Origin of the sequence: Agrobacterium sp. DSM 25558 (assembly GCF_900100825.1) — a bacterium.
Classification (GTDB): Bacteria; Pseudomonadota; Alphaproteobacteria; order Rhizobiales; family Rhizobiaceae; genus Agrobacterium.
This window is the reverse complement of sequence record NZ_FMUD01000024.1, coordinates 47,662-68,373: the sequence shown is the minus strand read 5'-3', so window position 1 is coordinate 68,373 and position 20,712 is coordinate 47,662. Positions and strand designations below refer to the sequence as shown.

Here is a 20,712-nt window from a genome sequence, read left to right as displayed (position 1 = left end):
ATCACTGCTTCGATTTCGCACGATGTTGGCCCAAGCGCGGTGCCGATGTCAATCCAGTGCGCGGAACGGCAGCAGATGGATGGCCGGGCTGGAGACGGCGAGCACTTTGAAAAGTTCACCCATCTTGCCCACGCCTTCACCTGCCAGACGGTTGACGGCTTCGGCAATTTCCAGCGTTTGGTCGGGTGTCGCCTTGGCGGCCAGTGCCTGCGCGCGTTCCCTCAAGCCAAGTCCGTGTAGAAAATCGCCCTGCGGCAGGCAGCCATTGATGTGGATGCCATTGGCTTCAGCCGTTTTGACAAGGCTTTCGAAATCCACATGGCTGGTAAGGTCCGCTTCGCCGGGATGCGCCAGTACCGGATCGAACTCATGCATGCGCAGCGCCTGCAACGTATCGCCAAAACCGGAAACGGTGTGGCCGTAGTCGATGATCAAAGCCGTGCCGCCATTGCTTTTCAGCCGATGGGCAATGGCTGCCATCACCGCTTCGCGGGCAGGAGAATATTCGAAGATCGTTCCGGGTGCCTGGCGCTCCGGCAGAGGCGGTAGCAAGTCTGGATCGATGCTGGCGAGCCCGGCAGTAAACACCAGCTCGTCGTCGGCATCGAGCGCGACGACCCTTTCGCGGAAACCCTGCGGCGTCTTAACGAATTGCCGGATGGGAATGGCATCGAACAGCTCGTTTGCGGCAATCAGCAAAAAGCCGGGCGGAACATCGTCGAAACTCCCGTGCCAGGCGATCTTGTCGCCGTGGCTGGCAAGGGTCTGTTGCTGTGTCTCGGTCAGGCGCGGACTGGTTTCCACCAGATGAACGCTCATGCTTTCATAAAGCGGCGGTGCGATGCGCTGAATGACCCGCAGCATATCCGCCATCATGGTGCCGCGCCCCGGGCCGATTTCCACGAGGCGGGCATTGGCCAGCGTGCCGTGTCTTTGCCACGCGTGGACGATGAAGACACCGAGCATCTCGCCAAACAACTGGCTGACCTCAGGTGCCGTTACGAAATCGCCGGTGCGACCGAAAGGTTGTCTGGTTTTGTAATAGCCGTGTTCGGGGTCTGCCAGGCAGAGCGCAAAGAAATCCGTCACGCTCATCGGGCCGTTGAGGCGTATGAGGGATTTTATACGACGTGCGAGCGGTGTCGGCATGGTGTTTTACCCAGTTACGATGACAAAGCAGCGCGACGCGCTCGTATGACTGCCCACACGCCGAGGAGGAACATAGGTGTCGATAGAACCATGCCCATGGTCAACCAGTTCCCGGCGAGATATCCGATCTGCGCATCCGGCTCGCGGAAAAACTCCACGAATATTCTGGACAGCGCATAACCGCAGACAAAGACGCCGGTGAGCATGCCTGGGCTTTTCAGTGCCTTGAATCCATAGATAAGGATTGCAAGAACGATCGACAACACGATGCCCTCGAGACCTGCCTCATAAAGCTGGCTCGGGTGACGCGCGAAGGGACCGCCCGTCGGGAAAATCACGGCCCAGGGAACATCGGTCAATCGGCCCCACAATTCGCCGTTGATGAAGTTGGCGATGCGACCAAAAAACAGGCCGAGCGGCGCGACGGCGGCGATGATATCGAACATGCTCCAGACGGGAATGCCGTTGCGGCGCGCAAACAAGATCATCGCGACCGTCGTGCCGATCAGCCCGCCGTGGAACGACATGCCGCCGTTCCATATCTGCAAGGCCCGTATAGGGTTTTCGATAATTGCGCCCATATCATAAAAGAGAATATAGCCGATGCGCCCACCGAGAACGATGCCGGCCGCGGCCCAGACGATGAAGTCATCCAGATGCACGGGCGTTATTGGCGATTTGTCGTGCGGCCACAAACGGTCCGCAAGGCTCAACCGACGCGCATAATACCAGCCCAGCATAATGCCGAAGACATAGGCAATGCCATACCAATGGATCGGAAGAGGCCCTATGTGGATCGCCACCGGATCGATATTGGGAAACGGCATGATCGAAAACTGGGCGAGGGGTGCAAACAATTCGCGGATTCCATGGTTATTACGCTTGAAGGTCGGAACGTCAGTGCGGCCAATTCTTCATTGGATTTACAAAATATTCTTTTCCCGGAGCGGGAAAATGGCGACTGAAAGGGGTGCGGTCAAGGCGATTCTTTGACGCTATGATGACGGTCCCGTGCCAGCGTGATCAGAAGCCGGTTCCTTATTTTGCTTGCAACCGCAATAGCGAGTGCCTACCTGAAAGATATGAACAGAAAGGCACGTTGCCTTTTCCACCACCGACGAGGACATCGCACCATGAGTACGACAGGCACAAACCGTATTTTCGATGAATTCGCTAAGCTGATGACGGACGCAGCAGGTGCCGCTCAGGGCATGCGCAAGGAAGTTGAAACGGCGTTTCATGCTCAGGCCGAGCGCTGGCTCAATAGCCTTGATCTGGTTAAGCGTGAGGAATTCGAAGTGGTACGCGAGATGGCCATTCAGGCGCGCGATGAGAACGATGCCCTGCGTGCGCGCATCGACGCGCTGGAAGCAAAGCTCTCCACGGCCGCTTCCTGATACGCTGCTAAAGCGCTTTTGATTCTGATGCCGAGCCCTCTCAAGGGTTCGGCATTTTTCGTTTTTGTATCATTTCGAAGCAGTTTGCGCCGCAGTGGGGATTCGGGAGCCGCAAGCAAGCGATTTCATTCAGTTTTTTTTAACGTCTGTGGAAACACTCGAAAAACACAATTGGCAGAGTCAGTTATGACTCACAACTGAGGTTTCGTACGAGGAGATATACACAGTTCTGATTGCAAAAGCGGAGCTGTGGGGGTGGCGCGGGGACTCGCTCGTTATACACTGATTTTCAATGATGATTCGAAACGAACTCCGTAAGCTCCAGACATGTTTACTGCGTTATTCTGGCGGCGTCGGGCATCATCCTGAAGTATTGTAACCCGGCATTTGCGTGTGCGTTTTTTGTACCTTTGCGTGCGAAACAAAACATTCATTTCCGGCTGAGAAGGTGCCGTATGAGCCTAATGGAATTTGAAGTCGAGCGTCACTCCAACCCGGTCGATATGATCGAGTTCGTTGCCGCGTCTAACGACTGGTCGTTCGAACGCTCCGGCGAAGATGAAATTGCCATGACGGTCGAAGGCCGTTGGGCGGATTATCATGTTTCGTTTTCATGGATGGAACAGTTTGAAGCGCTGCATCTGGCATGCGCTTTCGATATCAAAATTCCCGACCATCGCGTTAATGAGGTCATTCGTCTTTTGGCGCATGTCAACGGTCAAACGCTGATGGGTCACTTCGATTTGTGGCGTCAGGAAGACGTGATCATCTTCCGGCAGTCTCTGTTGCTGGCGGGCGGTGCAGAGCCGACGAACCAGCAGGTGGAAGTGCTTCTCTCCAGCGCGCTTGAAGCCTGCGAGCAGTATTTCCAGGCATTCCAGTTCGTCGTCTGGTCCGGTATGGAAGCCAAGGCGGCCATGGAAGCCGCATTGTTCGAGACGGTCGGGGAAGCCTGAGCCATGGTGTCTCTCGCATCTGGCCCGCTTGTTCTCATCGGTGCCGGCAATATGGGTGGCGCTCTGCTTTCGGGCTGGTTGAAAAGGGGCGTTCCAGGGGCGTCGATTATCGTTATCGATCCCCGTCCCTCCGATACGATGACGGGTTTGATTGCCGAAGCGGGTGCGACGCACCTGACCGAAGCACCGCAGGACACGACAGCCGGTATCTTGTTTCTGGCCATCAAGCCGCAATTGATGGAGGCCGTTCTGCCGCCATTGAAGCCGCTGATCGGGCCGCAGACTGTGATCGTGTCCATTGCGGCGGGTAAAACGCTTGCCGGTATCGAGGCGTATCTGGGCAAGTCAGCTGCCATCCGTGCGATGCCGAACACACCAGCCATGGTGGGGCGTGGTGTAACGGGTGCCTATGCGAACGAGGCCACATCCGAGGCCCAAAGGTCGCTGGTCGAAACCTTGCTGAAAGTCAGCGGTCCTGTCGAATGGGTGGAGACGGAGGCCGATATCGATGCAGTGACGGCGCTGTCCGGCAGTGGTCCTGCTTATGTATTTTATCTCGTGGAATGCATGGCGGAGGCGGGTCGTAAATGTGGCTTGCCGGCGGACCTCGCCATGCGTCTCGCGCGGGAAACCGTCGCGGGGGCTGGTGAGTTGCTTCATCAGTCCCCGGACGAGGCCTCTCGCCTACGCAAGAACGTTACATCGCCCGGCGGTACGACGGCTGCAGCGCTGTCCGTTCTGATGGCAGACGATGGCATCCAGCCGATTTTTGACAGGGCTATAGCGGCTGCAAAAAAACGTGCCGAAGAGCTGGCTGTTTAAAGAGGGCGGCGATGAGCGAGCAGATCACCTATGCCGATTTCGAAAAGGTCGATATTCGTGTCGGCACGATCATAGAAGCGGAAGCGTTTCCAGAGGCGCGCAAGCCAGCCTTCAAGGTCAAAATCGATTTCGGCCCAGAGATCGGCGTCAAGAAATCATCAGCGCAGATCACCGTGCATTATACGCTGGAAACGCTGGTGGGACGGCAGGTTCTGGCCGTCGTCAACTTTCCGCCGCGCCAGATCGGACCATTTCGCTCCGAAGTGCTGACACTCGGTTTAGCAGACAAGGATGGAGCCATCGTTCTCGCCAGTGTGGAACAGGCTGTTCCCAATGGCGAGAAGATGTGTTGAACATTCAAGGTAAAGCGTCCGTGCGATCGTGATTACGCGGCCACTTTTTTCTCAACGGTAGCAGTCGAAACGAAAGGCGTCGTTGCCGTCGATTCGATGGCTTTGAACTCGACCTCGTTTGCCTTGAGAATGATTTCCACGCCGTGATCGACGTCTTTATTCTCAAGGAAGAACTGTTTGAAGCCGGCTGTTGACGCCGAGTTGGACAGGCCGGTGAGGATAGCGGTGACGACACCGATAGGGATCGCAACGAGACCACCGACTTCCGTCTTTATGGTAATGTCAGCCGCAAGCTTTACGATGTCCCAGCCGCACTCATTCAGAACGTTCTCGACGTCATCGATGAAGCCACGGAAATTATTAGGGGCAGACTGAAAGATGCGACCGTCTTCGGTCATGGCGACGATTTTCCACCAGTCACGGCCCGTCGTCAGGAAGCCGGTGTTGTATTCCACAATCAATTTTTCGTCCGGCGACGTACCGTTGGGGACGTTCAGCCATTCCTTTTGTTGATTGTATTCATCGCTGTATTTGTGGACGATACCAACGCTCGCCAGCTTTACGCCGGTTTCGTTTTTAATGCGGACTGTTGTAAACTTCTTGGTTGCCATCTCTTTCTCCTTTGCAACTTATGGTAATAAACTGCACAAGGTTCTAATATTCCGTTAATACGAAATCGGGATTGGCCGTAGATATCTATTTTTATTGTAAGATTTTGATTATTATGCTGGAATCTTGACCACGACACGCAGCCCGCCCAGTGGGCTGTCGTCCAATGTCACATCGCCGCCATGGCTGCGGGCAATGTCGAGCACGATGGACAGACCCAGCCCGGTGCCTGATGCATTAAGGTTGCGCGCTTCGTCCAGCCGATAAAATGGTTTGAACACGTCCTCACGCGATTCCGGCGGAATGCCCGGGCCATCATCATCAAAAACGAGGGTGATGGATTTGGGTGCTTTGCGGATTTCTATTGCCAGTGTGCTGGCATAGCGATGTGCATTGGCGGCCAGATTGCCGATCAGCCGCGAAAAGGCGTTGGGGCGAACGGCAAGTTCTTCGACGCCGTTCAGCTGATAGCTGAAGCTCTTGCCACACATCTGGAAATCGCTTTTGAACCTTTCGAACAAAGGTGTCAGTTGCAGTTTTCCGATGCTCTCTTCGGCATCATCGCGGGCGAAGGCCAAGTAGGCTTCCAGCATGGACTGCATGTCGTCGACGTCCTTGTCGAGACCCTCCAGGTCAGGATTATCACCCGCCAGCGCAAGCTGAAGCTTGAAGCGGGTGAGGATGGTGCGCAGATCGTGGCTGACGCCGTTCAGCATTGCGGTGCGTTGTTCCATCTGTCGCTCGATGCGCTCCCGCATCAGAATGAAGGCGAGACCGGCGCGGCGCACTTCATCTGCCCCTCTGGGCGAGTAGTCGGTGATTTTCTGGCCGCGTCCGAAACTTTCCGCCGCTTTTGCCAGCGATAGAATAGGCCTGATCTGCCCGCGCAGAAAAAGAATGGATATTCCAAGCAGCACCAGCGAGGCACCGCCCATCCAGACGAGGAAGATATGGGTGTTGGAGGCATAGGTCTGGCTGCGGCGTGTGAAGACCCGCAATGTCTTGTTTTCCAGCTGAATGCGGATTTCCACCAGTGCGCCGTTGCCGAATGTATCGATCCAGAAGGGCTTGCCGATCTGTTGCTGGATCTGGTCGGCGAGAATGGAATCGAGGATGGAAAACAATGGCTGCGGACGCGCTTCCGGCAGCTCCTGCTTCGGCTCGATATAGACGCTGAGATCGAGGCGGTCGCGGGCGATGCGGATCACGCGTTGATAGTCGTCCTCTTCAGGGTCCGTTTCCAGCAGCTCGATGACGGCAGCGATATCGCGTGTCACTGCGGCAGACAGCCGTTCCGTCACCATCTGCCAGTGCCGTTCCATAAACACGGCGGCGACCACGATCTGCAACAGAACCATGGGCAGGATGATGATGAGGAGTGAGCGTGTGTAGAGCCCCGTTGGCAGCCAGTGGCGAAGCCAGCGCGCCGAAAAACGCCATGCGCGCAGAGGTGCGCTGTCTTTCGCTGCGGTCAAAAAATCCCAGCTTGCCATTGTCCTGCCTATTCGAATTCGCCTGCGCAATGCACGCTGTTAATCGACGCTCAGACGGTAACCGATGCCGCGCACGGTCTGCAAATAAACGGGGTTTGCCGGGTCATCCTCGATCTTGCGCCGCAGACGGTTTATCTGCACGTCGATGGTGCGTTCGCCAACCTCCGCATCCGCCTCCACAAGTTCATGTCGGGGAATGGTTTCACCGGCGCGCAGTGCAAACAGCAGCATGATTTCCTGCTCACGATCCGTGAGGCGGATGACCTCGGCAGCTCGCCGCAATTCCTTGCGTGGAACCGAGAAGTTATAGGGGCCGAAGATGATCTGCTCGATTTTTGGCGTATCGGGAGATGTGTTGCGTCTCAGGATATTGTTGATGCGTAGCACCAGCTCGCGTGGATCGAACGGTTTGGCGAGATAATCGTCTGCACCAGCCTCAAGCCCCGCAATGCGGGCGTCCGCTTCGGAGCGCGCTGTCAGAAGTAGGACGGGAACGGATTTGTTTTCGTTCAGCGAGCGGGTGAGAGATAGGCCGTTTTCGCCGGGCATCATTACATCGAGAATCAGCAGATCGAAGCGGATGCCCTCCATCTTGCGCCGCGCTTCGGCAGCATCTGCGGCGGAGGTGATGCGATATCCTTTGTCGCCCAGAAAGCGCTGGAGCAGATCGCGAATACGCGCATCGTCATCAACGATCAGCAGGTGAGGGGCGTCGTCGTCGGCCAATGGCTGTTTCGTCGCGCTACTTGGCATCGTCACTCCTTCGCCTCTATCGAGGCCCTCTCGGTTGCAGGATCACGCATGCGGGCGAGAAACTCGCGCACATGTGCCCGTGCTTCCGGCTGCATGGCTTCAAGCGCACGGTCGATGCGCCGTGATTGCGGGTCGCTTAGCGCCAGTGCTAGTTCGCGGCCTGTCAGGGTAGGATAGAGCCTGCGTTGGCGGCGGTCTTCCGGTCCTGCCATCTGGCGAATGTAACCGTCATCGATCAGTTGCTTCAACACGCGCGCAAGACTTTGTTTGGTGATCTGCAAGGTATCCAGCAGGTCAGCCACCGTCATACCCGGCTGGCGGCAGACGAAGTAGACGACGCGGTGGTGGGCTCTGCCATAATCCAGTTTGGACAGAATGACATCCGGGTCCGAGACGAAGTCCCGATACGCAAAGAAGAATGCCTCAATCGTATCGAAGTCGATCTTGCCATCATCGACGTGCGGAAGAGCCGGAGTTTGCTTGACGGCGGCCTTTTTCATCGACTGGGCAGGCACTGTCGTTCCTTATTTTGCTCGGCCACCACGTGGCACCTCGTATACAACGCTGCGACACTACCCGAAAATGTGGCAAACGGGAGCATGGATGCGATCATTTTGTGTTGCGTTCGATAATATGACGTCGGCCCGACTTCAATATCATTATGTGTCAGGGCGGCTCCAAACGCAAAAAGAGCGCGGACATGCCGCGCTCTTTGCTCAAACCTGGTGACAGGCGATTACTGGTATACGTAAACAACCCGACGTGTCTTGGGTTCTACGAGAACTGCGCGATCATTGACGCGAACGTAGCGGTATTCATAGTCAGGCACTTCCATCATCTGCGCGCCGGCAGGAACGGTGGAGCCGATCACGACGTCGCCATCGATGCTGACGGTTTCACCGGGATGCTGGTCGATATACGTCATCACGTTTTCCGGCGGGTCGACTTCACCCACGCGACCAAGATTTGGATCGCCGGGATTGGGTTCGGCCTGCGCGCTGGAGGTCTTTTCATAGGTCACGACAGGCACGTTCACCTCGGAACGGCGCTCACGCAAAATAACGGGCGCGCCTTCATACATCACATTGAGATAATCGGCATTTGCCCAACCGCGAAGGCCATTTACTTCAACGCGGCACCATGCGCTGCCGTCGATGCAGCCATCCAGAACGGCATCGCTGCCGCGGGTAGCAAGACCCACTTCCGGGTAGTCCTCACCGGGACCCGACCGCACGGAGAGATCAGAGGCCGTGGTCGCAACCATCGCTGCATTCGCGTATCCAGCGAGCAGCGCAAACGCACCACCGGCAATCATAAGTTTCAGCTTCTTGTCCATTGTCTCGCTCCTTTGAAGACTGCGGCAAGAACGCGCGAGTTACCCGTCTGTTCCCGTTTTCGTGATATCTAACATTTGGGCGAGCAAGCCTATTGCGGCTGAACTTCCTGTTTCTTGCCTTTAAAGGACACTCTATCTTCTCGCTTTGTTGTGCCGCCGAGCATGCCCATTTATAGAGGATTCGTGTTTTACAAACGGAAGGAAGAGATCATGGGTAAGTTACAGGCGGGCATCGTTCCCGTGACGCCGTTTCAGCAGAACTGCACCATTCTCTTCGATGAAGACACCAAACAAGGCGTTGTTGTCGATCCCGGTGGTGATGTGGATGTGATTATCCAGACCGTGAGCGAAAACGGCATCACGCTGAAAGAAATCTGGCTGACGCACGGCCATCTAGACCATGCCGGTGGTGCCAAGGAGCTGAAAGAGAAACTGTCACTGCCGATCATCGGCCCGCATGAGGATGACAAGCCCCTTCTTGAGCGCATCGAGATGCAGGCCGAGAAATACGGCATTCCCGGCCTTCAAAACGTGTTACCGGATCGCTGGTTGAACGATGGCGATACCGTTTCTTTCGGCGACCACCACTTCGAGGTCTTGCATTGCCCCGGCCATGCCCCAGGCCACGTCATCTACTACAATCGCGCCCAAGCCTTTGCCCATGTGGGCGACGTTCTGTTCAGCGGCTCCATCGGCCGCACCGATCTCCCCGGCGGCAACCACGAACAACTGCTGGCCTCAATCCGCGACAAGGTCCTGCCGCTGGGCGATGATATCGGCTTCATTTGCGGCCATGGACCCGGCGGAAGAATCGGGGAGGAGCGTCGGACGAACCCGTATTTGCAGGGGATTTATGCTGGTCAGAAATCAGCGGTGACTGCGGAGACAGATAAGACCGCTGACTAACGCCGCAGCCCGCCGATATGTTAAAAATAGCTATTTCCCCTTTGATCAACTTTCGCTAAGGTTGCATTGAGACCGGAAGTAACGGGCCGGTCTTGGGGCGTAGAAACCCCTCGCGAAGCGGTCGGTGTCGACCGTGATGACACCCCTCAGCCATAGATACTTGTGGCTGAGGCGGTCCATTGTGACTATATAGCTCCTCTGCCTCTCATATGGCTGGGGAGGCCCTGACGTATGTCCAAGGCTCAGGCCTAAAGGTCAGGGTGGTCGTCTTCGCGCGGCTTTCTAACTCCCCGGCCGCCAGAGGTTCGTCCCTCCGGCGGTCGCTTTCCGTTTCAACATGATGATGTCCATGGCGCTACATGCCCATGACCGTTGCCAATGGGGAGATGAAATGGAGACCTACAGTTTCTGGGCCGACCTTCTGCACACATTCCGCATGATGTCCGACGCGGTAAAGGTGCTGCTCATCTACATGCCGGGCGCTTTCATCCTTGGTTTTGCAGCGCTCTACCTCCACCATTTGCGAAGGCACGCTCCGCCTGCACGGGAACAGCCATACACGATCTTGCCGCCAGAAAAGCCCCTGCGATATGAGCCCATCCATCCCAGCATCGAAACCCTGCGCAGGCTGGATGATTATATGGCCGAGATAAAAGTCGGTCGTGATGGTGGTGGGTAGATGGGATGGTGTTGTGTATTGGGGAAAGAGTCGGTGTGCCCTAATCTCCCTCATTTCTGTGCCTGTCACAGGAATCTAGCCAGCCCAAGTCGTTGGGCTGAAAAGACTCTCCTCGCCACGCAGACGCGCGTCGGCTGGATTCCTGTGACAAGCACAGGAATGAGGGAGAGAGGGCTGCCCCTTGGTCATTCCGTATTTGGTGGGGAAGCCAACGTGATCAGGTTCTTAGAGTAACGAACCGGGTAGATAGGTTTGTGACTAGCCACACCCTCGTCCTCATGCTGAGGTGCTTTGACCGAAGGGCAAAGCCTCGAAGCATCCTTGGTTGGCACCCCTCTCACTTCACAGCCCGCAACCCTCGTCCTTCGAGGCCCCTGCGGGGCACCTCAGGATGAGGGCTGCTCCGTCGTCACTCCGCACTTTGAGGGAAAGCCAGCGCGATCAGGTTCTTAGAGAATGTAACGAACCGGGTAGATAGGTTTGTGACTAGCCACCCCCTCCGTCCTCATGCATCATCCTGAGCCTGTCGAAGGAGAGGTGCTTTGACCGAAGGGCAAAGCCTCGAAGCATCCTTGGTTGGCACCGCTCTCACTTTCCAGGCCGCACCCCTCGTCCTTCGAGGCCCCTGCGGGGCCCCTCAGGATGAGGGGTGCTACCGTTGCATTTCGCACTTTGAGGGGAGGCCAGCGCATCCTGTTAAATCCTGGCCCGCGACCACGTCATTCGCGGCACCTCTTCTTCGACAAGCTCAGGATGATGGATGAAGGTTGCTCTGCTGTGGCGACCCGCCTCGCTCCAACTTTACCGCCAAAAACCAAAAAAACCCGGCATTCCTGCCGGGCTTCAACTAGAAGAGAAAGTCGTCAGGGGTTAGCCATCAATCTGCAGATTGACTGCCTTTGGTCCCTTGCCGCGACGATCCGGTTCAGTGTCGAAGCTCACTTTCTGGTTTTCTGAAAGGGCGGACAGGCCAGAAGCCTGTACGGCAGAGATGTGAACAAAAATATCGGCGCCACCATTGTCTGGCTTGATGAAGCCGAAGCCTTTGTCGGTATTGAAGAATTTAACGGTGCCAGTCTCGGCCATGCATCAGGTCCTTTTCGCTCTGCCTGTGTTCAGCTCCAGGCAGCATTACAGTTTTGCCCGCAAGGGCGTACGGCAGGCAGTTTTTGAAAATTGAGAAAGTGGTCCATCGCGTGGAAAGCTTTTGACGTTCTGCTCAACGTTATTTTGTCCCCGCCGCTCGGAGTATCAGGTCCCCGATGCATTTGTTTATAGGCCTTCCCATGCTCGCAACTTGCCCGAACCGCAACAGATTGCTGTGTTTATTTTGAATTGGCAAGCAAAAGTTTTCACGCTTTTTTCACGCTTCGCAGGGGTGCTGCAAAACGTTTGGGGCATGGCAGGCAGAATTTTTCTCGCGGTCCCGCAGTTGGGAAACGAAAACATCGCTGACAATGATATTTTACGGCTATTTTCGCGTGAAAAGGGTAGAAGTGCGGTCGATATAAAAAGGTGAGAACGCTATATATCGGCTGTTACACGGCCGTTGCGCCTCTTGGAGAGTTCCGGAACCAGTTCCACCAGCAGTATAGCAGCAAAAATGATGGCGCAGCCAATATAGCCTGCGGCTGGAATCGTTTCCTGGAGAAATATAGCAGCAAACAGCGCCCCGAACAGGGCTTCCGACGACAAAAAGATCGCCGCCTGCGGTGCTGTCGTATAGCGCTGCCCGATGACCTGAAGCACGAAAGCCAGACCCGACGACACCAGCCCGACATAGAGGATTTCGGTGATGGAGGAGGCGATGGCTTGGTAGTTGATCGGTTCGACTAACAACCCAATCAACATGGAAAGCACGGCGCAGACCGCAAACTGCGTGCAGGAAAGTGCCAGCGGCCGGTTGCTCTGCATGACGTAGCGACCGGCTAACGTGATCTGGATGGCCCAGAAAAAGGCGCAGATAATGCTCAGTATGTCGCCATTCGTCAGGCGCGAGATGGCACCGCCAGACAGCAGATAGATACCGACAAGCATCATCAACGCGCCCGGCCACACCACCCAGTGTGGGTGGCGGCGGTAGATGGTGACGGCAATGACTGGCACGAAGATGACGTAAAGCGCGGTCAGGAAGCTGGAATTGGTGACTGAGGTCGTCAGCAGGCCAACCTGCTGCGTGGTCGCACCCATGAACAGCGCCAGGCCGACGAGAATGAAAGCTCTGAACTCGCTCCGGCTGGGTGCCGCCTTCATGCGGCGTGTTTCCCTCATCGCAAATGGTAAGACAGCCAGCGCCGCGATGGCAAAGCGCAGCCCGACAAACCAGAAGGGGCCGATCGTATCCATTGCCGTCGATTGCGCGACGAAGCCGCCGCCCCAGATCGCGGCTGCGAGCAAGAGAACGAGATTGGCCTGAATGCGTGTCATGGGATCACCAAATGCAAAAGGCTGCGTTTTGCGCAACCTTCATGACCGAGTCTGTGTTGGATTTGGCGAAATGCCGATTTCGCGTTGCTCTACCAGCAAAGCAGCGGTGCGGCAAGGCAGGTGAAAGGGCGGGGACGCTTGATCAGTCGCGGCGATGACGCGATGAGGATTCCTGGATGCTGTTCATGGTCAGAACGACGCCGCCGATTGCCATGGTCACGAAGCCGGTCACGACAAGAACGATGACGAAAATACGGTCGGAGGCTTTCGAAATAGGAGCCGATGCTATGGAAGACGTTTGGATGTAGTCCACGGCTTCCTCGGCATGGGCGGAGGTTACCAATCCTGCGGCCATGGTGATGATGACGACGAGCGCCGCCAGGGCCATCCATGCCGAAAAAAGCATCCGTTGTGTTCTCAGCCGGTCCGCCGATTTCCGATCATTGAGAAACATTGTCCCGGTCCCTTTTCCGTCTTTCTCGCCAGCTTTTGTGGTGTGTCGCGACGCATTATTCCTGCTTTGCGCGACACGCATAAAAGGGGCTCTGAAGTGGACGTCTTGTGGACCGAATTCAGACAGTCCGGCGTATTTATTGTGGCGATACCAAGGCAACGGTTAACGGGGATTAAACGTCCGTCAAATACCGCGTTTTCCGAAGGCACGAACGGGCTTTAGGCCGCGTGGTTCAAGTATCGGCATAACACACGCTGGCCCATCTGCCGGGGGCCTGAAAAGGCTGGAGCGGGGCGCTCCTAGCAGCTCTGGAAAACGCTGGTTGAAGCTTGTGGGTGCCAGCTCTGGTTTCGCCAGCGCATAGCCCTGCATCAGGGCAACGCCGAGATCCAGGCACAGTTCGATTTCCCGCTCGTCCTCCAGCGCTTCGAACACGGGTTCGATGCCCTCACGCGCAAATTGTTCGACGATCACGCGGATGAGGGCGGCACCTGCAGAGTTTTTGATGAAGTGGCGCGCCCAGGCGGCTTCGAACTTGACGTAGTCAGGCTTGATGAGCTTGACGCGCTCGATGTCGGAATCGCCTGCGCCGTAATCGGCAATCGCCACGCGAAAACCCATGGCCCGCATGTGGCCGGCAAAATCAGCCACCAGCCGTGTATCGGAGGCATTCTTTTCAGCGATTTCGCAGACGATCCGGTCCGGCGACATGCCCGCCTCATGGGCGGAAAGCCGCATGCGCTCCACTTCCTGTCGCATCTTGTCGGGGGTGCGGAAAAGGCCGGGATGAAAGTTGACGAAAATGCGCGCGCGCGACCGTTCCAGCGCGCCGGTGTTGAGAATGTGGATGGTGCGCAAAATGCTGTCGATCGCCTCGATGTCATCGGGGCGCACCTGCGCAAAAAGTTGTGCGGGTGAAACCAGCTCCGAGCCTTGATAGGGCCGGACCAGACCTTCGAACGAGTCGATATCGAAGCGTCCATCCGACAAACGGCGGAAAATCGGCTGAAGCGCGGATTTGAGCGAATAGGGCGCGTAGGTCGTAGACCACGAGCCATCGTCTTCACGCACGAGATTCGAAAAAATGCTTTTCGGTGCCATGGCGTCGTATCCGGAAATAACCCCAACCTCTGGAGCATAGCATGCAAAACGTTAAGAGCCAGTTAAGCATATGTTAAAATATACCGAAGGTACCATTTTCGTGGCATCTACCCTTGAAACCCGGTACGTCTTTCGACATACCACTTGGCGCAGAAGGCGACAGTCGCAAACTTCTGCCGATGTCAATTTCAATAGGACCGATAAAAATGGCCTTCCTTGCCGACATTCTCTCCCGTGTAAAGCCCTCCGCTACCATCGCCGTTTCCCAGAAAGCCCGTGAATTGCAGGCTCAGGGTCGCGATGTGATTGGCCTTGGCGCAGGCGAGCCGGATTTCGATACGCCCGACAATATCAAGGAAGCAGCCATTGCCGCGATCAACGCAGGCAAAACGAAATACACGCCGGTTTCGGGCATCCCCGAACTGCGCAAGGCAATCGCCGAAAAGTTCAAGCGCGAAAACGGTCTGGACTACAAGCCGGAGCAGACGATTGTCGGCACGGGTGGAAAGCAGATTCTTTTCAACGCCTTCATGGCAACGCTTAACCCCGGCGACGAAGTTGTTATTCCAACACCTTACTGGGTCAGCTACCCGGAAATGGTGTCGATTTGCGGCGGTACACCGGTTTTCGTGCACACGACGCTGGAAGGCAAGTTCAAGCTGACGGCAGAGGCGCTGGAAAAGGCGATCACGCCGAAGACCAAGTGGTTCCTGTTCAACTCGCCGTCCAACCCATCGGGCGCTGCCTACAGCCACGACGAGTTGAAGGCTTTGACGGATGTTCTGGTCAAGCACCCGCATGTCTGGGTTCTGACCGACGACATGTATGAGCACCTGACCTATGGCGACTTCAAGTTCGTGACGCCTGTCGAAGTGGAGCCTTCGCTCTATGACCGCACGCTGACCATGAATGGCGTCTCCAAGGCCTATGCGATGACCGGCTGGCGCATCGGCTATGCGGCAGGTCCTTTGCAGCTCATCAAGGCCATGGACATGATCCAGGGTCAGCAGACCTCTGGTGCGACATCCATCGCGCAGTGGGCAGCTGTCGAAGCTTTGAACGGCACGCAGGACTTCATCCCGGCCAACAAGAAAATCTTCGAAGGCCGTCGTGATCTGGTCGTGTCGATGCTAAACCAGGCCAAGGGCATCAATTGCCCGATGCCGGAAGGCGCGTTCTACGTTTACCCATCCTGCGCCGGCCTCATCGGCAAGACGGCACCATCGGGCAAGGTCATCGAAACGGATGAGGACTTCGTGACCGAGCTTCTGGAAACGGAAGGCGTAGCCGTCGTCCACGGTTCCGCCTTCGGCCTCGGCCCCAACTTCCGCATTTCCTATGCGACATCGGAAAAACTGCTGGAAGAAGCCTGCAACCGCATCCAGCGCTTCTGCGCAAATTGCCGCTGATCATTGATCGAACGAAGAAAAGCCCGGCAGCGATGCCGGGCTTTTTTGTTTTATAGACCCAAGAACAACAGCATCAAGAACGTCGCGAAAAGGATGAAATGCGTCATCCCCTCGATGGCATTCGTCTCTCCGTCATTCAGGTTGATCGCTGCCACAATCAGGGTGATGAAGACCATGACCGTTTGCACCGGCGTCATGGCCATGATGAAGGGTTGGCCGGTATAGAGCGCAATGCCTTCCATGACCGGCACGGTTAGAATGACGGTGGAGAGCGAAGCGCCCATGGCGATGTTGACCACGGACTGCATGCGGTTGCGCAGTGCAGAGCGCATCGCGGTCATGATCTCAGGTGCCGCCGAGATGGTGGCGACGACGACGGCCATCAGGGCAACAGGTGCGCCGCTGCCTTCCAGCCCGAAGCTTAGGAAAGCCGACATGAATTCCGCGAGAACACCGATCAGCACCACGCCAACAAGGATCACGCCGATGGAGTAGGACGCGGGACGGTCTTCTTCGTCATCGGCATTCTGTTCGGCGGCTGTCTTTTTTCGCTCCGTGCGGGGATAGCTGTAGCTGAAGAAATAGCTGTGCGGGCCCACCTGCATTTTGAGGAACAGAGCGTAAAGGGCAATCATAGCGCCGATGGTGAACATGGAATAATAGTGCCATTTCGCCTCTGGAATGAATTCTGGCACGATCATGGAGATGCCCATGGCGGTCAGTATCATCACGCCATAGGTACGGGCGGAATCGTCATTATAGGGCTGCTCGCCGTGGCGAAGCCCGCCCAGCAGTGCCGCTATGCCGAGGATACCGTTGATGTCGATCATGACGGCGGAATAGATCGTATCGCGCACCAGGGTGGGGGAGGTGGATTCCTGCATGATGATGGCGAGGATCAGCACTTCCACCGCCACTGCTGACAGCGTCAGGATCATCGTACCATAGGGATCTCCCACCTTGTGGGCCAGAATTTCGGCATGATGCGCCACCCGCATCGACACCAGAATGATGACGCCGATCAATGCTGCCGCGACGATGAAGGATATGGTCTTGCCCTGAGCCATCAGCGCATGCTCGGCCATATAGGCGGCAATGGCGACCGGCACCGCCGCGAGCAACATGCGCTCCTGTTTCAGCGTTGATGCAACTGACATATTCGCCCTTCCGTGTCGTGAGATGTTTATTTTTGCAGCGTTAGACCAATATGCGGGGTTTGCACATTGGGCATTTTGGTAGGATAGTGGATTCAAGGACATGGCAATACTGCCGCGACCCCGTCCTTCAAATGCGCGTTTGCGGCAAAGGTTGCCACCGTCCGTCCATGTATCAGGAGGAAGTGTGCATGACCAAAGTGGTGTATGAGATTGTGGAGCATGATGGCGGCTGGGCTTACCGTATGGACGGTGCCTATTCGGAGACATTCCCCACGCATTCCGATGCCCTCCAAGCCGCGCGCATCGCCGCCGCCGAACAGCAGGTCGGCGACGAAGACACGGAAATCAACTATCAGGATGAAGCCGGTCGTTGGCACGAGGAATACAGTCAGGGCGGTGATAGACCGGAAGCGGAAGTGGTGGATAGCTACGAGGAGCAGCAACCGAACCGTAACGCTGTCTGACTAGGGGCAAAGCGTCACTTCTTGCTGACCAGCGCGTCGCCGTCCGTCGTCCGCAGAAAACCTTTCAGCCCGTCCACAAGCGCGTTGAAGACGGCGCGGCAGCGCGGTGATGTTCGCAGGTTTTCATGCATCGCCACCCATGTGTGCAGTGGTATTTCCAGTTCCGGCAAAACGTGCATGAGGTTTGCGTCACGGCGACCAATGCCGACCTGACACATTCCCACGCCCGCACCCGCCCGTATCATGGAAAGTTGAGCGAGGTTGCTGTCGGCGCGAATGGCGAATGGAATATTCTCCGCATCTGGAATGCTCGGATTGTCTTTTCTCATCCGCTGAAGGATAGCTCTTATAAAGGGTGTTTTCCTGTCGAAGCCGATGAGACGGTGATTGATGAGATCGTCTTTGGACAGCGGAGTACCCATTTTCTGTAGGTAGCCGCTGCTCGCATAAAAGCCGACCTTGAAATTGCCGATGTAGCGCATGACGATTGCATCCTGAACCGGCTCGGTCATACGGATGGCGATATCGGCTTCCCGTCGCAGCAGATCCTCCAGCGTATCGGATAACGAAAGCTCGATCTCGAGCTTTGGATATAACTCCTGAAGTGATGCGATGATCGGCGGAAGGATTTCGACGCCAATGATATCGGACGCGCTGATGCGCACGGCGCCCTCGATCTTTCCGACTTCACCCGAAGCGGCGCGCATGAGGGCGGAGGCGGTTGCCGCCAGATTTTCCGCATAGGGCTTCAACGCAATTGCGGCATCCGTCGGCACGAGCCCGTGCGGGGAGCGAATGAAGAGCTGAAAACCCATGCTTTCTTCCAGCGCGCCAATGTGGCGACCCACCGTCGGCTGTGTGATGCCGAGTTCGCGTGCTGCGGCAGACAACGATCCGTCGCGCAGGACGTTGAGGAAGGTGCGGTAATAATCCCAGCTGATCTCGCGTTCTCTGATCATCGATTTCCGTATAGCCGATCAACACATTTAGACAATTTCGTATAGGGTGTGTCTCGCTCATACTCCAGTCACGAATTCACATGGAGTTTTAGAAATGACAGGCATTCAAGAGACGATCAAGCCATTGGCGCTGGTTCTTGGCGCGCGCGGCGGCATTGGCAGAAATGTCATGGACATGCTTTTGCGCAGAGGCTGGCGCGTCCGTGCGCTTGTGCGGGCCAAGATGCCTGCATCTACCAATTCCTCACAGGAATGGGTGCTGGGTGATGTCATGAATGCTGCCGATGTCACGAAAGCCGCCAAGGGCGCTTCTCTCATCGTGCATGCGGTCAATCCAGCGGGCTATAGAAATTGGGAAACGCTGGTTCTGCCCATGCTGGACAGCACGATTGCTGCCGCAAAAGCAGTGGGTGCACGGATATTGCTGCCGGGAACGGTTTATAATTTCGGGCCGGATGCTTTTTCCTCTCCAACCGAGGACAGCCCGCAAAATGCTGTGACCCGCAAGGGCGGCATTCGCGTCGAGATGGAGCGTCGGCTGCGCGCTGCCGCTACCCTGGAAACCCCGGTGCTGATCGTTCGTGCCGGTGACTTCTTTGGTCCGGGTGCGAATAGCAGCTGGTTCAGTCAAGGGCTTGTCACGCCGGGCAAAAAGATCACGCGGGTTTCCAATCCCAATTCGTCGGGCGTTGGCCATCAGTGGGCTTACCTGCCGGATGTCGCAGAAACCATGGGGCGACTGCTGGACCGTGCCGACGCGCTTGAACCCTTTGCAGTCTACCACATGGATGGATTTTGGGACGGTAATGGGCGAGGCATGTCATCAGCAATAGAGCGGGTGGTGGGGCACAAGGTCAAGGTAAAGCAGACGCCGTGGTGGTTGTTTAAGCTGGCCTCGCCGTTCGTCCCAATGTTTCGAGAGGTTGCCGAAATGCGCTATCTGTGGAAGACGCCGATCAGAATGAGCAATAAAAAGCTCACCGGATTTCTTGGGGTCGAGTCGCAAACACCCATTGATGAAGCCGTACGTGCGACACTCATTTCTCTAAAATGCTTTGAGCCGGAAATGACCAGCACGAAACCACAAGTCGTATCTCATGCATGATATGCAGTGAGAAAAGCCGCGCACCCACATGAGTGCGCGGCCTTTTCGTTTTATGCCAAAGCGGGATAGTCGGTGTAACCCTCTGCGCCACCACCATAAAATGTCTGCTGGTTTGGCTCGTTGAGAGCCGCGTTTTCCTTCAGACGCTGCACGAGGTCCGGATTGGAAATAAAGGCTTTGCCGAATGCGACCGCATCGACCTTGCCGCTTTCGGTGGCGGCAATCGCGCTTTCGCGGTCGTAACCGTTGTTGGCAATCCACAGGCCTTTGCCACCGGCATTGGTGTAGGCAGCTTTCAGCGCATCATAATCGAATGGCTTGTCGCCCTGCTTGAAATCACGCGGACCGCCTGTCGCACCTTCGATGACGTGGATGAAGGCAAGGCCACGGCTGCCAAGTTCGCGTGCGACATATTCGAACAAAGGCTGAGGCTCTGCTTCGAAAATATCGTTGGCTGGTGTGACGGGAGACAGGCGAATGCCGGTGCGGCCAGCGCCGATTTCCTTCGTCACAGTGTCCACGACTTCCAGCAGGAAGCGAGCACGGTTTTCAATCGAGCCCCCGTAAGCGTCCGTGCGCTGGTTGGTGCCGGACTTCAGGAACTGGTCGATCAGGTAGCCGTTGGCTGCATGGATTTCCACGCCATCAAAACCGGCATCGATCGCGGCCCGCGCGCCGGTGCGATAATCCTCGAGAATGACGGGGATTTCCTGTAGCGAAATTTCCCGTGGCTCGGATGTTTCTGCGAAGCTGCCCGTGCCATCATCATTGATGATGTAGGTCTTGGAGTTGGCCTTTATGGGAGAGGGAGCAACGGGCTGGCCGCCATGCGGCTGAAGCGATGTGTGCGAGATACGGCCAACATGCCAGATCTGCGCGACGATCTTGCCGCCAGCCTTGTGAACGCCGTCGGTCACCGCTTTCCAGCCATCGATGGCTTCCTGCTTGTACAGGCCGGGAACGTCGGCGTAACCCTGGCCTTGCTGCGATACAGGCGTGCCTTCCGTGACGATGAGGCCAGCAGTGGCGCGTTGTTCATAATAGGCAGCGTTCAGATTGTTGGGAATAGCACCGGGTGAACGGTTGCGGGTGAGAGGTGCCATAACGATGCGGTTTGCCAGTGCGATGTCGCCTGCCTGTGCCGGTTCGAACAGTTTTGTCATGGGGTTGGCTTTCTCTTCTG

Annotated in this window: 23 protein-coding genes; 9 read left to right on the top strand and 14 right to left on the bottom strand. The window is 56.4% G+C overall.

Annotated elements, in window-relative coordinates:
* Positions 1–48 precede the first annotated feature (48 nt).
* Entirely contained in the window at positions 49–1,149 is a 1,101-nt protein-coding gene (locus DSM25558_RS19080) for a class I SAM-dependent methyltransferase (protein ID WP_077106267.1), read from the bottom strand.
* 14 nt (positions 1,150–1,163) lie between these two features.
* On the bottom strand, positions 1,164–1,976 hold the full coding sequence (gene lgt / locus DSM25558_RS19075; protein WP_077106297.1) for a prolipoprotein diacylglyceryl transferase: 813 nt from the start codon (positions 1,974–1,976) through the stop codon (positions 1,164–1,166).
* 306 nt (positions 1,977–2,282) lie between these two features.
* On the opposite strand from lgt, the gene DSM25558_RS19070 reads away from it, so the two are divergent.
* From DSM25558_RS19070 to DSM25558_RS19055, 4 genes are all read left to right on the top strand, one after another.
* Positions 2,283–2,546: an accessory factor UbiK family protein gene (locus DSM25558_RS19070; RefSeq protein ID WP_077106266.1), complete on the top strand. Its 264-nt coding sequence runs from the start codon at positions 2,283–2,285 to the stop codon at positions 2,544–2,546.
* A 455-nt stretch (positions 2,547–3,001) separates the two neighbouring features.
* Complete coding sequence (locus tag DSM25558_RS19065) at positions 3,002–3,502, top strand: type III secretion system chaperone family protein (protein ID WP_077106265.1); 501 nt, start codon at positions 3,002–3,004, stop codon at positions 3,500–3,502.
* 3 nt (positions 3,503–3,505) lie between these two features.
* Complete coding sequence (proC, locus tag DSM25558_RS19060) at positions 3,506–4,324, top strand: pyrroline-5-carboxylate reductase (RefSeq protein WP_077106264.1); 819 nt, start codon at positions 3,506–3,508, stop codon at positions 4,322–4,324.
* Positions 4,325–4,335: 11 nt separating this feature from the next.
* Positions 4,336–4,677 (top strand): tRNA-binding protein, encoded by a 342-nt coding sequence (locus tag DSM25558_RS19055; protein WP_077106263.1) that lies wholly within the window; start codon positions 4,336–4,338, stop codon positions 4,675–4,677.
* Between the two features lie 32 nt (positions 4,678–4,709).
* On the opposite strand, the gene DSM25558_RS19050 is transcribed toward DSM25558_RS19055, so the two are convergent.
* From DSM25558_RS19050 to DSM25558_RS19030, 5 genes are all read right to left on the bottom strand, one after another.
* Positions 4,710–5,288: a hypothetical protein gene (locus tag DSM25558_RS19050; RefSeq protein WP_077106262.1), complete on the bottom strand. Its 579-nt coding sequence runs from the start codon at positions 5,286–5,288 to the stop codon at positions 4,710–4,712.
* Positions 5,289–5,399: 111 nt separating this feature from the next.
* The gene (locus tag DSM25558_RS19045) at positions 5,400–6,779 is read right to left on the bottom strand and encodes an ATP-binding protein (protein WP_077106261.1); all 1,380 of its coding nucleotides are present in this window, start codon (positions 6,777–6,779) and stop codon (positions 5,400–5,402) included.
* Positions 6,780–6,818: 39 nt separating this feature from the next.
* Positions 6,819–7,532 carry a response regulator gene (locus DSM25558_RS19040; protein ID WP_077106260.1) on the bottom strand — a complete coding sequence of 238 codons (714 nt, stop codon included), beginning with the start codon at positions 7,530–7,532 and terminating at the stop codon, positions 6,819–6,821.
* 2 nt (positions 7,533–7,534) lie between these two features.
* The gene (locus DSM25558_RS19035; RefSeq protein ID WP_103584412.1) at positions 7,535–8,047 is read right to left on the bottom strand and encodes a MarR family winged helix-turn-helix transcriptional regulator; all 513 of its coding nucleotides are present in this window, start codon (positions 8,045–8,047) and stop codon (positions 7,535–7,537) included.
* Between the two features lie 221 nt (positions 8,048–8,268).
* The gene (locus tag DSM25558_RS19030) at positions 8,269–8,868 is read right to left on the bottom strand and encodes a DUF1236 domain-containing protein (protein WP_077106258.1); all 600 of its coding nucleotides are present in this window, start codon (positions 8,866–8,868) and stop codon (positions 8,269–8,271) included.
* A 210-nt stretch (positions 8,869–9,078) separates the two neighbouring features.
* On the opposite strand from DSM25558_RS19030, the gene DSM25558_RS19025 reads away from it, so the two are divergent.
* Complete coding sequence (locus tag DSM25558_RS19025) at positions 9,079–9,774, top strand: MBL fold metallo-hydrolase (RefSeq protein ID WP_077106257.1); 696 nt, start codon at positions 9,079–9,081, stop codon at positions 9,772–9,774.
* A gap of 391 nt (positions 9,775–10,165) precedes the next feature.
* Positions 10,166–10,453 carry a hypothetical protein gene (locus tag DSM25558_RS19020; protein ID WP_077106256.1) on the top strand — a complete coding sequence of 96 codons (288 nt, stop codon included), beginning with the start codon at positions 10,166–10,168 and terminating at the stop codon, positions 10,451–10,453.
* An 870-nt stretch (positions 10,454–11,323) separates the two neighbouring features.
* Here the strand turns inward: DSM25558_RS19020 and DSM25558_RS19015 are convergent.
* The 4 genes from DSM25558_RS19015 to DSM25558_RS18995 all read right to left on the bottom strand — a co-directional run bounded on the left by DSM25558_RS19015 (position 11,324) and on the right by DSM25558_RS18995 (position 14,435).
* On the bottom strand, positions 11,324–11,539 hold the full coding sequence (locus tag DSM25558_RS19015) for a cold-shock protein (protein ID WP_042617292.1): 216 nt from the start codon (positions 11,537–11,539) through the stop codon (positions 11,324–11,326).
* Between the two features lie 438 nt (positions 11,540–11,977).
* Positions 11,978–12,880, bottom strand: coding sequence for a DMT family transporter (locus DSM25558_RS19005; protein ID WP_077106296.1), 903 nt, complete (start codon positions 12,878–12,880; stop codon positions 11,978–11,980).
* A gap of 142 nt (positions 12,881–13,022) precedes the next feature.
* Positions 13,023–13,286 (bottom strand): hypothetical protein, encoded by a 264-nt coding sequence (locus tag DSM25558_RS19000; RefSeq protein ID WP_143240165.1) that lies wholly within the window; start codon positions 13,284–13,286, stop codon positions 13,023–13,025.
* A gap of 231 nt (positions 13,287–13,517) precedes the next feature.
* The gene (locus DSM25558_RS18995) at positions 13,518–14,435 is read right to left on the bottom strand and encodes an EAL domain-containing protein (RefSeq protein ID WP_077106253.1); all 918 of its coding nucleotides are present in this window, start codon (positions 14,433–14,435) and stop codon (positions 13,518–13,520) included.
* Between the two features lie 206 nt (positions 14,436–14,641).
* Between DSM25558_RS18995 and DSM25558_RS18990 the strand changes: the two genes are divergently transcribed.
* Positions 14,642–15,844, top strand: coding sequence for a pyridoxal phosphate-dependent aminotransferase (locus tag DSM25558_RS18990; protein WP_077106252.1), 1,203 nt, complete (start codon positions 14,642–14,644; stop codon positions 15,842–15,844).
* 50 nt (positions 15,845–15,894) lie between these two features.
* Here the strand turns inward: DSM25558_RS18990 and DSM25558_RS18985 are convergent, their stop codons facing one another.
* Positions 15,895–17,001, bottom strand: coding sequence for a calcium:cation antiporter (locus DSM25558_RS18985; protein WP_077106251.1), 1,107 nt, complete (start codon positions 16,999–17,001; stop codon positions 15,895–15,897).
* 188 nt (positions 17,002–17,189) lie between these two features.
* Here DSM25558_RS18985 and DSM25558_RS18980 point away from each other — a divergent pair, with 188 nt between their 5' ends.
* The gene (locus tag DSM25558_RS18980; protein WP_077106250.1) at positions 17,190–17,465 is read left to right on the top strand and encodes a DUF2188 domain-containing protein; all 276 of its coding nucleotides are present in this window, start codon (positions 17,190–17,192) and stop codon (positions 17,463–17,465) included.
* A gap of 14 nt (positions 17,466–17,479) precedes the next feature.
* Here DSM25558_RS18980 and DSM25558_RS18975 read toward each other — a convergent pair whose 3' ends face one another.
* A complete protein-coding gene (locus DSM25558_RS18975; protein ID WP_077106249.1) occupies positions 17,480–18,424 on the bottom strand; it encodes a LysR family transcriptional regulator in 945 nt (314 codons plus the stop codon).
* 103 nt (positions 18,425–18,527) lie between these two features.
* On the opposite strand from DSM25558_RS18975, the gene DSM25558_RS18970 reads away from it, so the two are divergent.
* Positions 18,528–19,529: an NAD(P)H-binding protein gene (locus DSM25558_RS18970; protein ID WP_143240168.1), complete on the top strand. Its 1,002-nt coding sequence runs from the start codon at positions 18,528–18,530 to the stop codon at positions 19,527–19,529.
* 50 nt (positions 19,530–19,579) lie between these two features.
* Here the strand turns inward: DSM25558_RS18970 and DSM25558_RS18965 are convergent, their stop codons facing one another.
* Positions 19,580–20,692, bottom strand: a complete 1,113-nt coding sequence (locus tag DSM25558_RS18965; protein ID WP_077106247.1) for an alkene reductase — start codon at positions 20,690–20,692, stop codon at positions 19,580–19,582.
* Positions 20,693–20,712 lie beyond the last annotated feature (20 nt).

Bases quoted from the DNA above. Each gene is read 5' to 3' on its own strand.
- DSM25558_RS19080 (WP_077106267.1), bottom strand. From the start codon at position 1,149: ATGCCGACACCGCTCGCACGTCGTATAAAATCCCTCATACGCCTCAAC.
- lgt (WP_077106297.1), bottom strand. From the start codon at position 1,976: ATGCCGTTTCCCAATATCGATCCGGTGGCGATCCACATAGGGCCTCTT.
- DSM25558_RS19070 (WP_077106266.1), top strand. From the start codon at position 2,283: ATGAGTACGACAGGCACAAACCGTATTTTCGATGAATTCGCTAAGCTG.
- DSM25558_RS19065 (WP_077106265.1), top strand. From the start codon at position 3,002: ATGAGCCTAATGGAATTTGAAGTCGAGCGTCACTCCAACCCGGTCGAT.
- proC (WP_077106264.1), top strand. From the start codon at position 3,506: ATGGTGTCTCTCGCATCTGGCCCGCTTGTTCTCATCGGTGCCGGCAAT.
- DSM25558_RS19055 (WP_077106263.1), top strand. From the start codon at position 4,336: ATGAGCGAGCAGATCACCTATGCCGATTTCGAAAAGGTCGATATTCGT.
- DSM25558_RS19050 (WP_077106262.1), bottom strand. From the start codon at position 5,288: ATGGCAACCAAGAAGTTTACAACAGTCCGCATTAAAAACGAAACCGGC.
- DSM25558_RS19045 (WP_077106261.1), bottom strand. From the start codon at position 6,779: ATGGCAAGCTGGGATTTTTTGACCGCAGCGAAAGACAGCGCACCTCTG.
- DSM25558_RS19040 (WP_077106260.1), bottom strand. From the start codon at position 7,532: ATGCCAAGTAGCGCGACGAAACAGCCATTGGCCGACGACGACGCCCCT.
- DSM25558_RS19030 (WP_077106258.1), bottom strand. From the start codon at position 8,868: ATGGACAAGAAGCTGAAACTTATGATTGCCGGTGGTGCGTTTGCGCTG.
- DSM25558_RS19025 (WP_077106257.1), top strand. From the start codon at position 9,079: ATGGGTAAGTTACAGGCGGGCATCGTTCCCGTGACGCCGTTTCAGCAG.
- DSM25558_RS19020 (WP_077106256.1), top strand. From the start codon at position 10,166: ATGGAGACCTACAGTTTCTGGGCCGACCTTCTGCACACATTCCGCATG.
- DSM25558_RS19015 (WP_042617292.1), bottom strand. From the start codon at position 11,539: ATGGCCGAGACTGGCACCGTTAAATTCTTCAATACCGACAAAGGCTTC.
- DSM25558_RS19005 (WP_077106296.1), bottom strand. From the start codon at position 12,880: ATGACACGCATTCAGGCCAATCTCGTTCTCTTGCTCGCAGCCGCGATC.
- DSM25558_RS19000 (WP_143240165.1), bottom strand. From the start codon at position 13,286: ATGCTTTTTTCGGCATGGATGGCCCTGGCGGCGCTCGTCGTCATCATC.
- DSM25558_RS18995 (WP_077106253.1), bottom strand. From the start codon at position 14,435: ATGGCACCGAAAAGCATTTTTTCGAATCTCGTGCGTGAAGACGATGGC.
- DSM25558_RS18990 (WP_077106252.1), top strand. From the start codon at position 14,642: ATGGCCTTCCTTGCCGACATTCTCTCCCGTGTAAAGCCCTCCGCTACC.
- DSM25558_RS18985 (WP_077106251.1), bottom strand. From the start codon at position 17,001: ATGTCAGTTGCATCAACGCTGAAACAGGAGCGCATGTTGCTCGCGGCG.
- DSM25558_RS18980 (WP_077106250.1), top strand. From the start codon at position 17,190: ATGACCAAAGTGGTGTATGAGATTGTGGAGCATGATGGCGGCTGGGCT.
- DSM25558_RS18975 (WP_077106249.1), bottom strand. From the start codon at position 18,424: ATGATCAGAGAACGCGAGATCAGCTGGGATTATTACCGCACCTTCCTC.
- DSM25558_RS18965 (WP_077106247.1), bottom strand. From the start codon at position 20,692: ATGACAAAACTGTTCGAACCGGCACAGGCAGGCGACATCGCACTGGCA.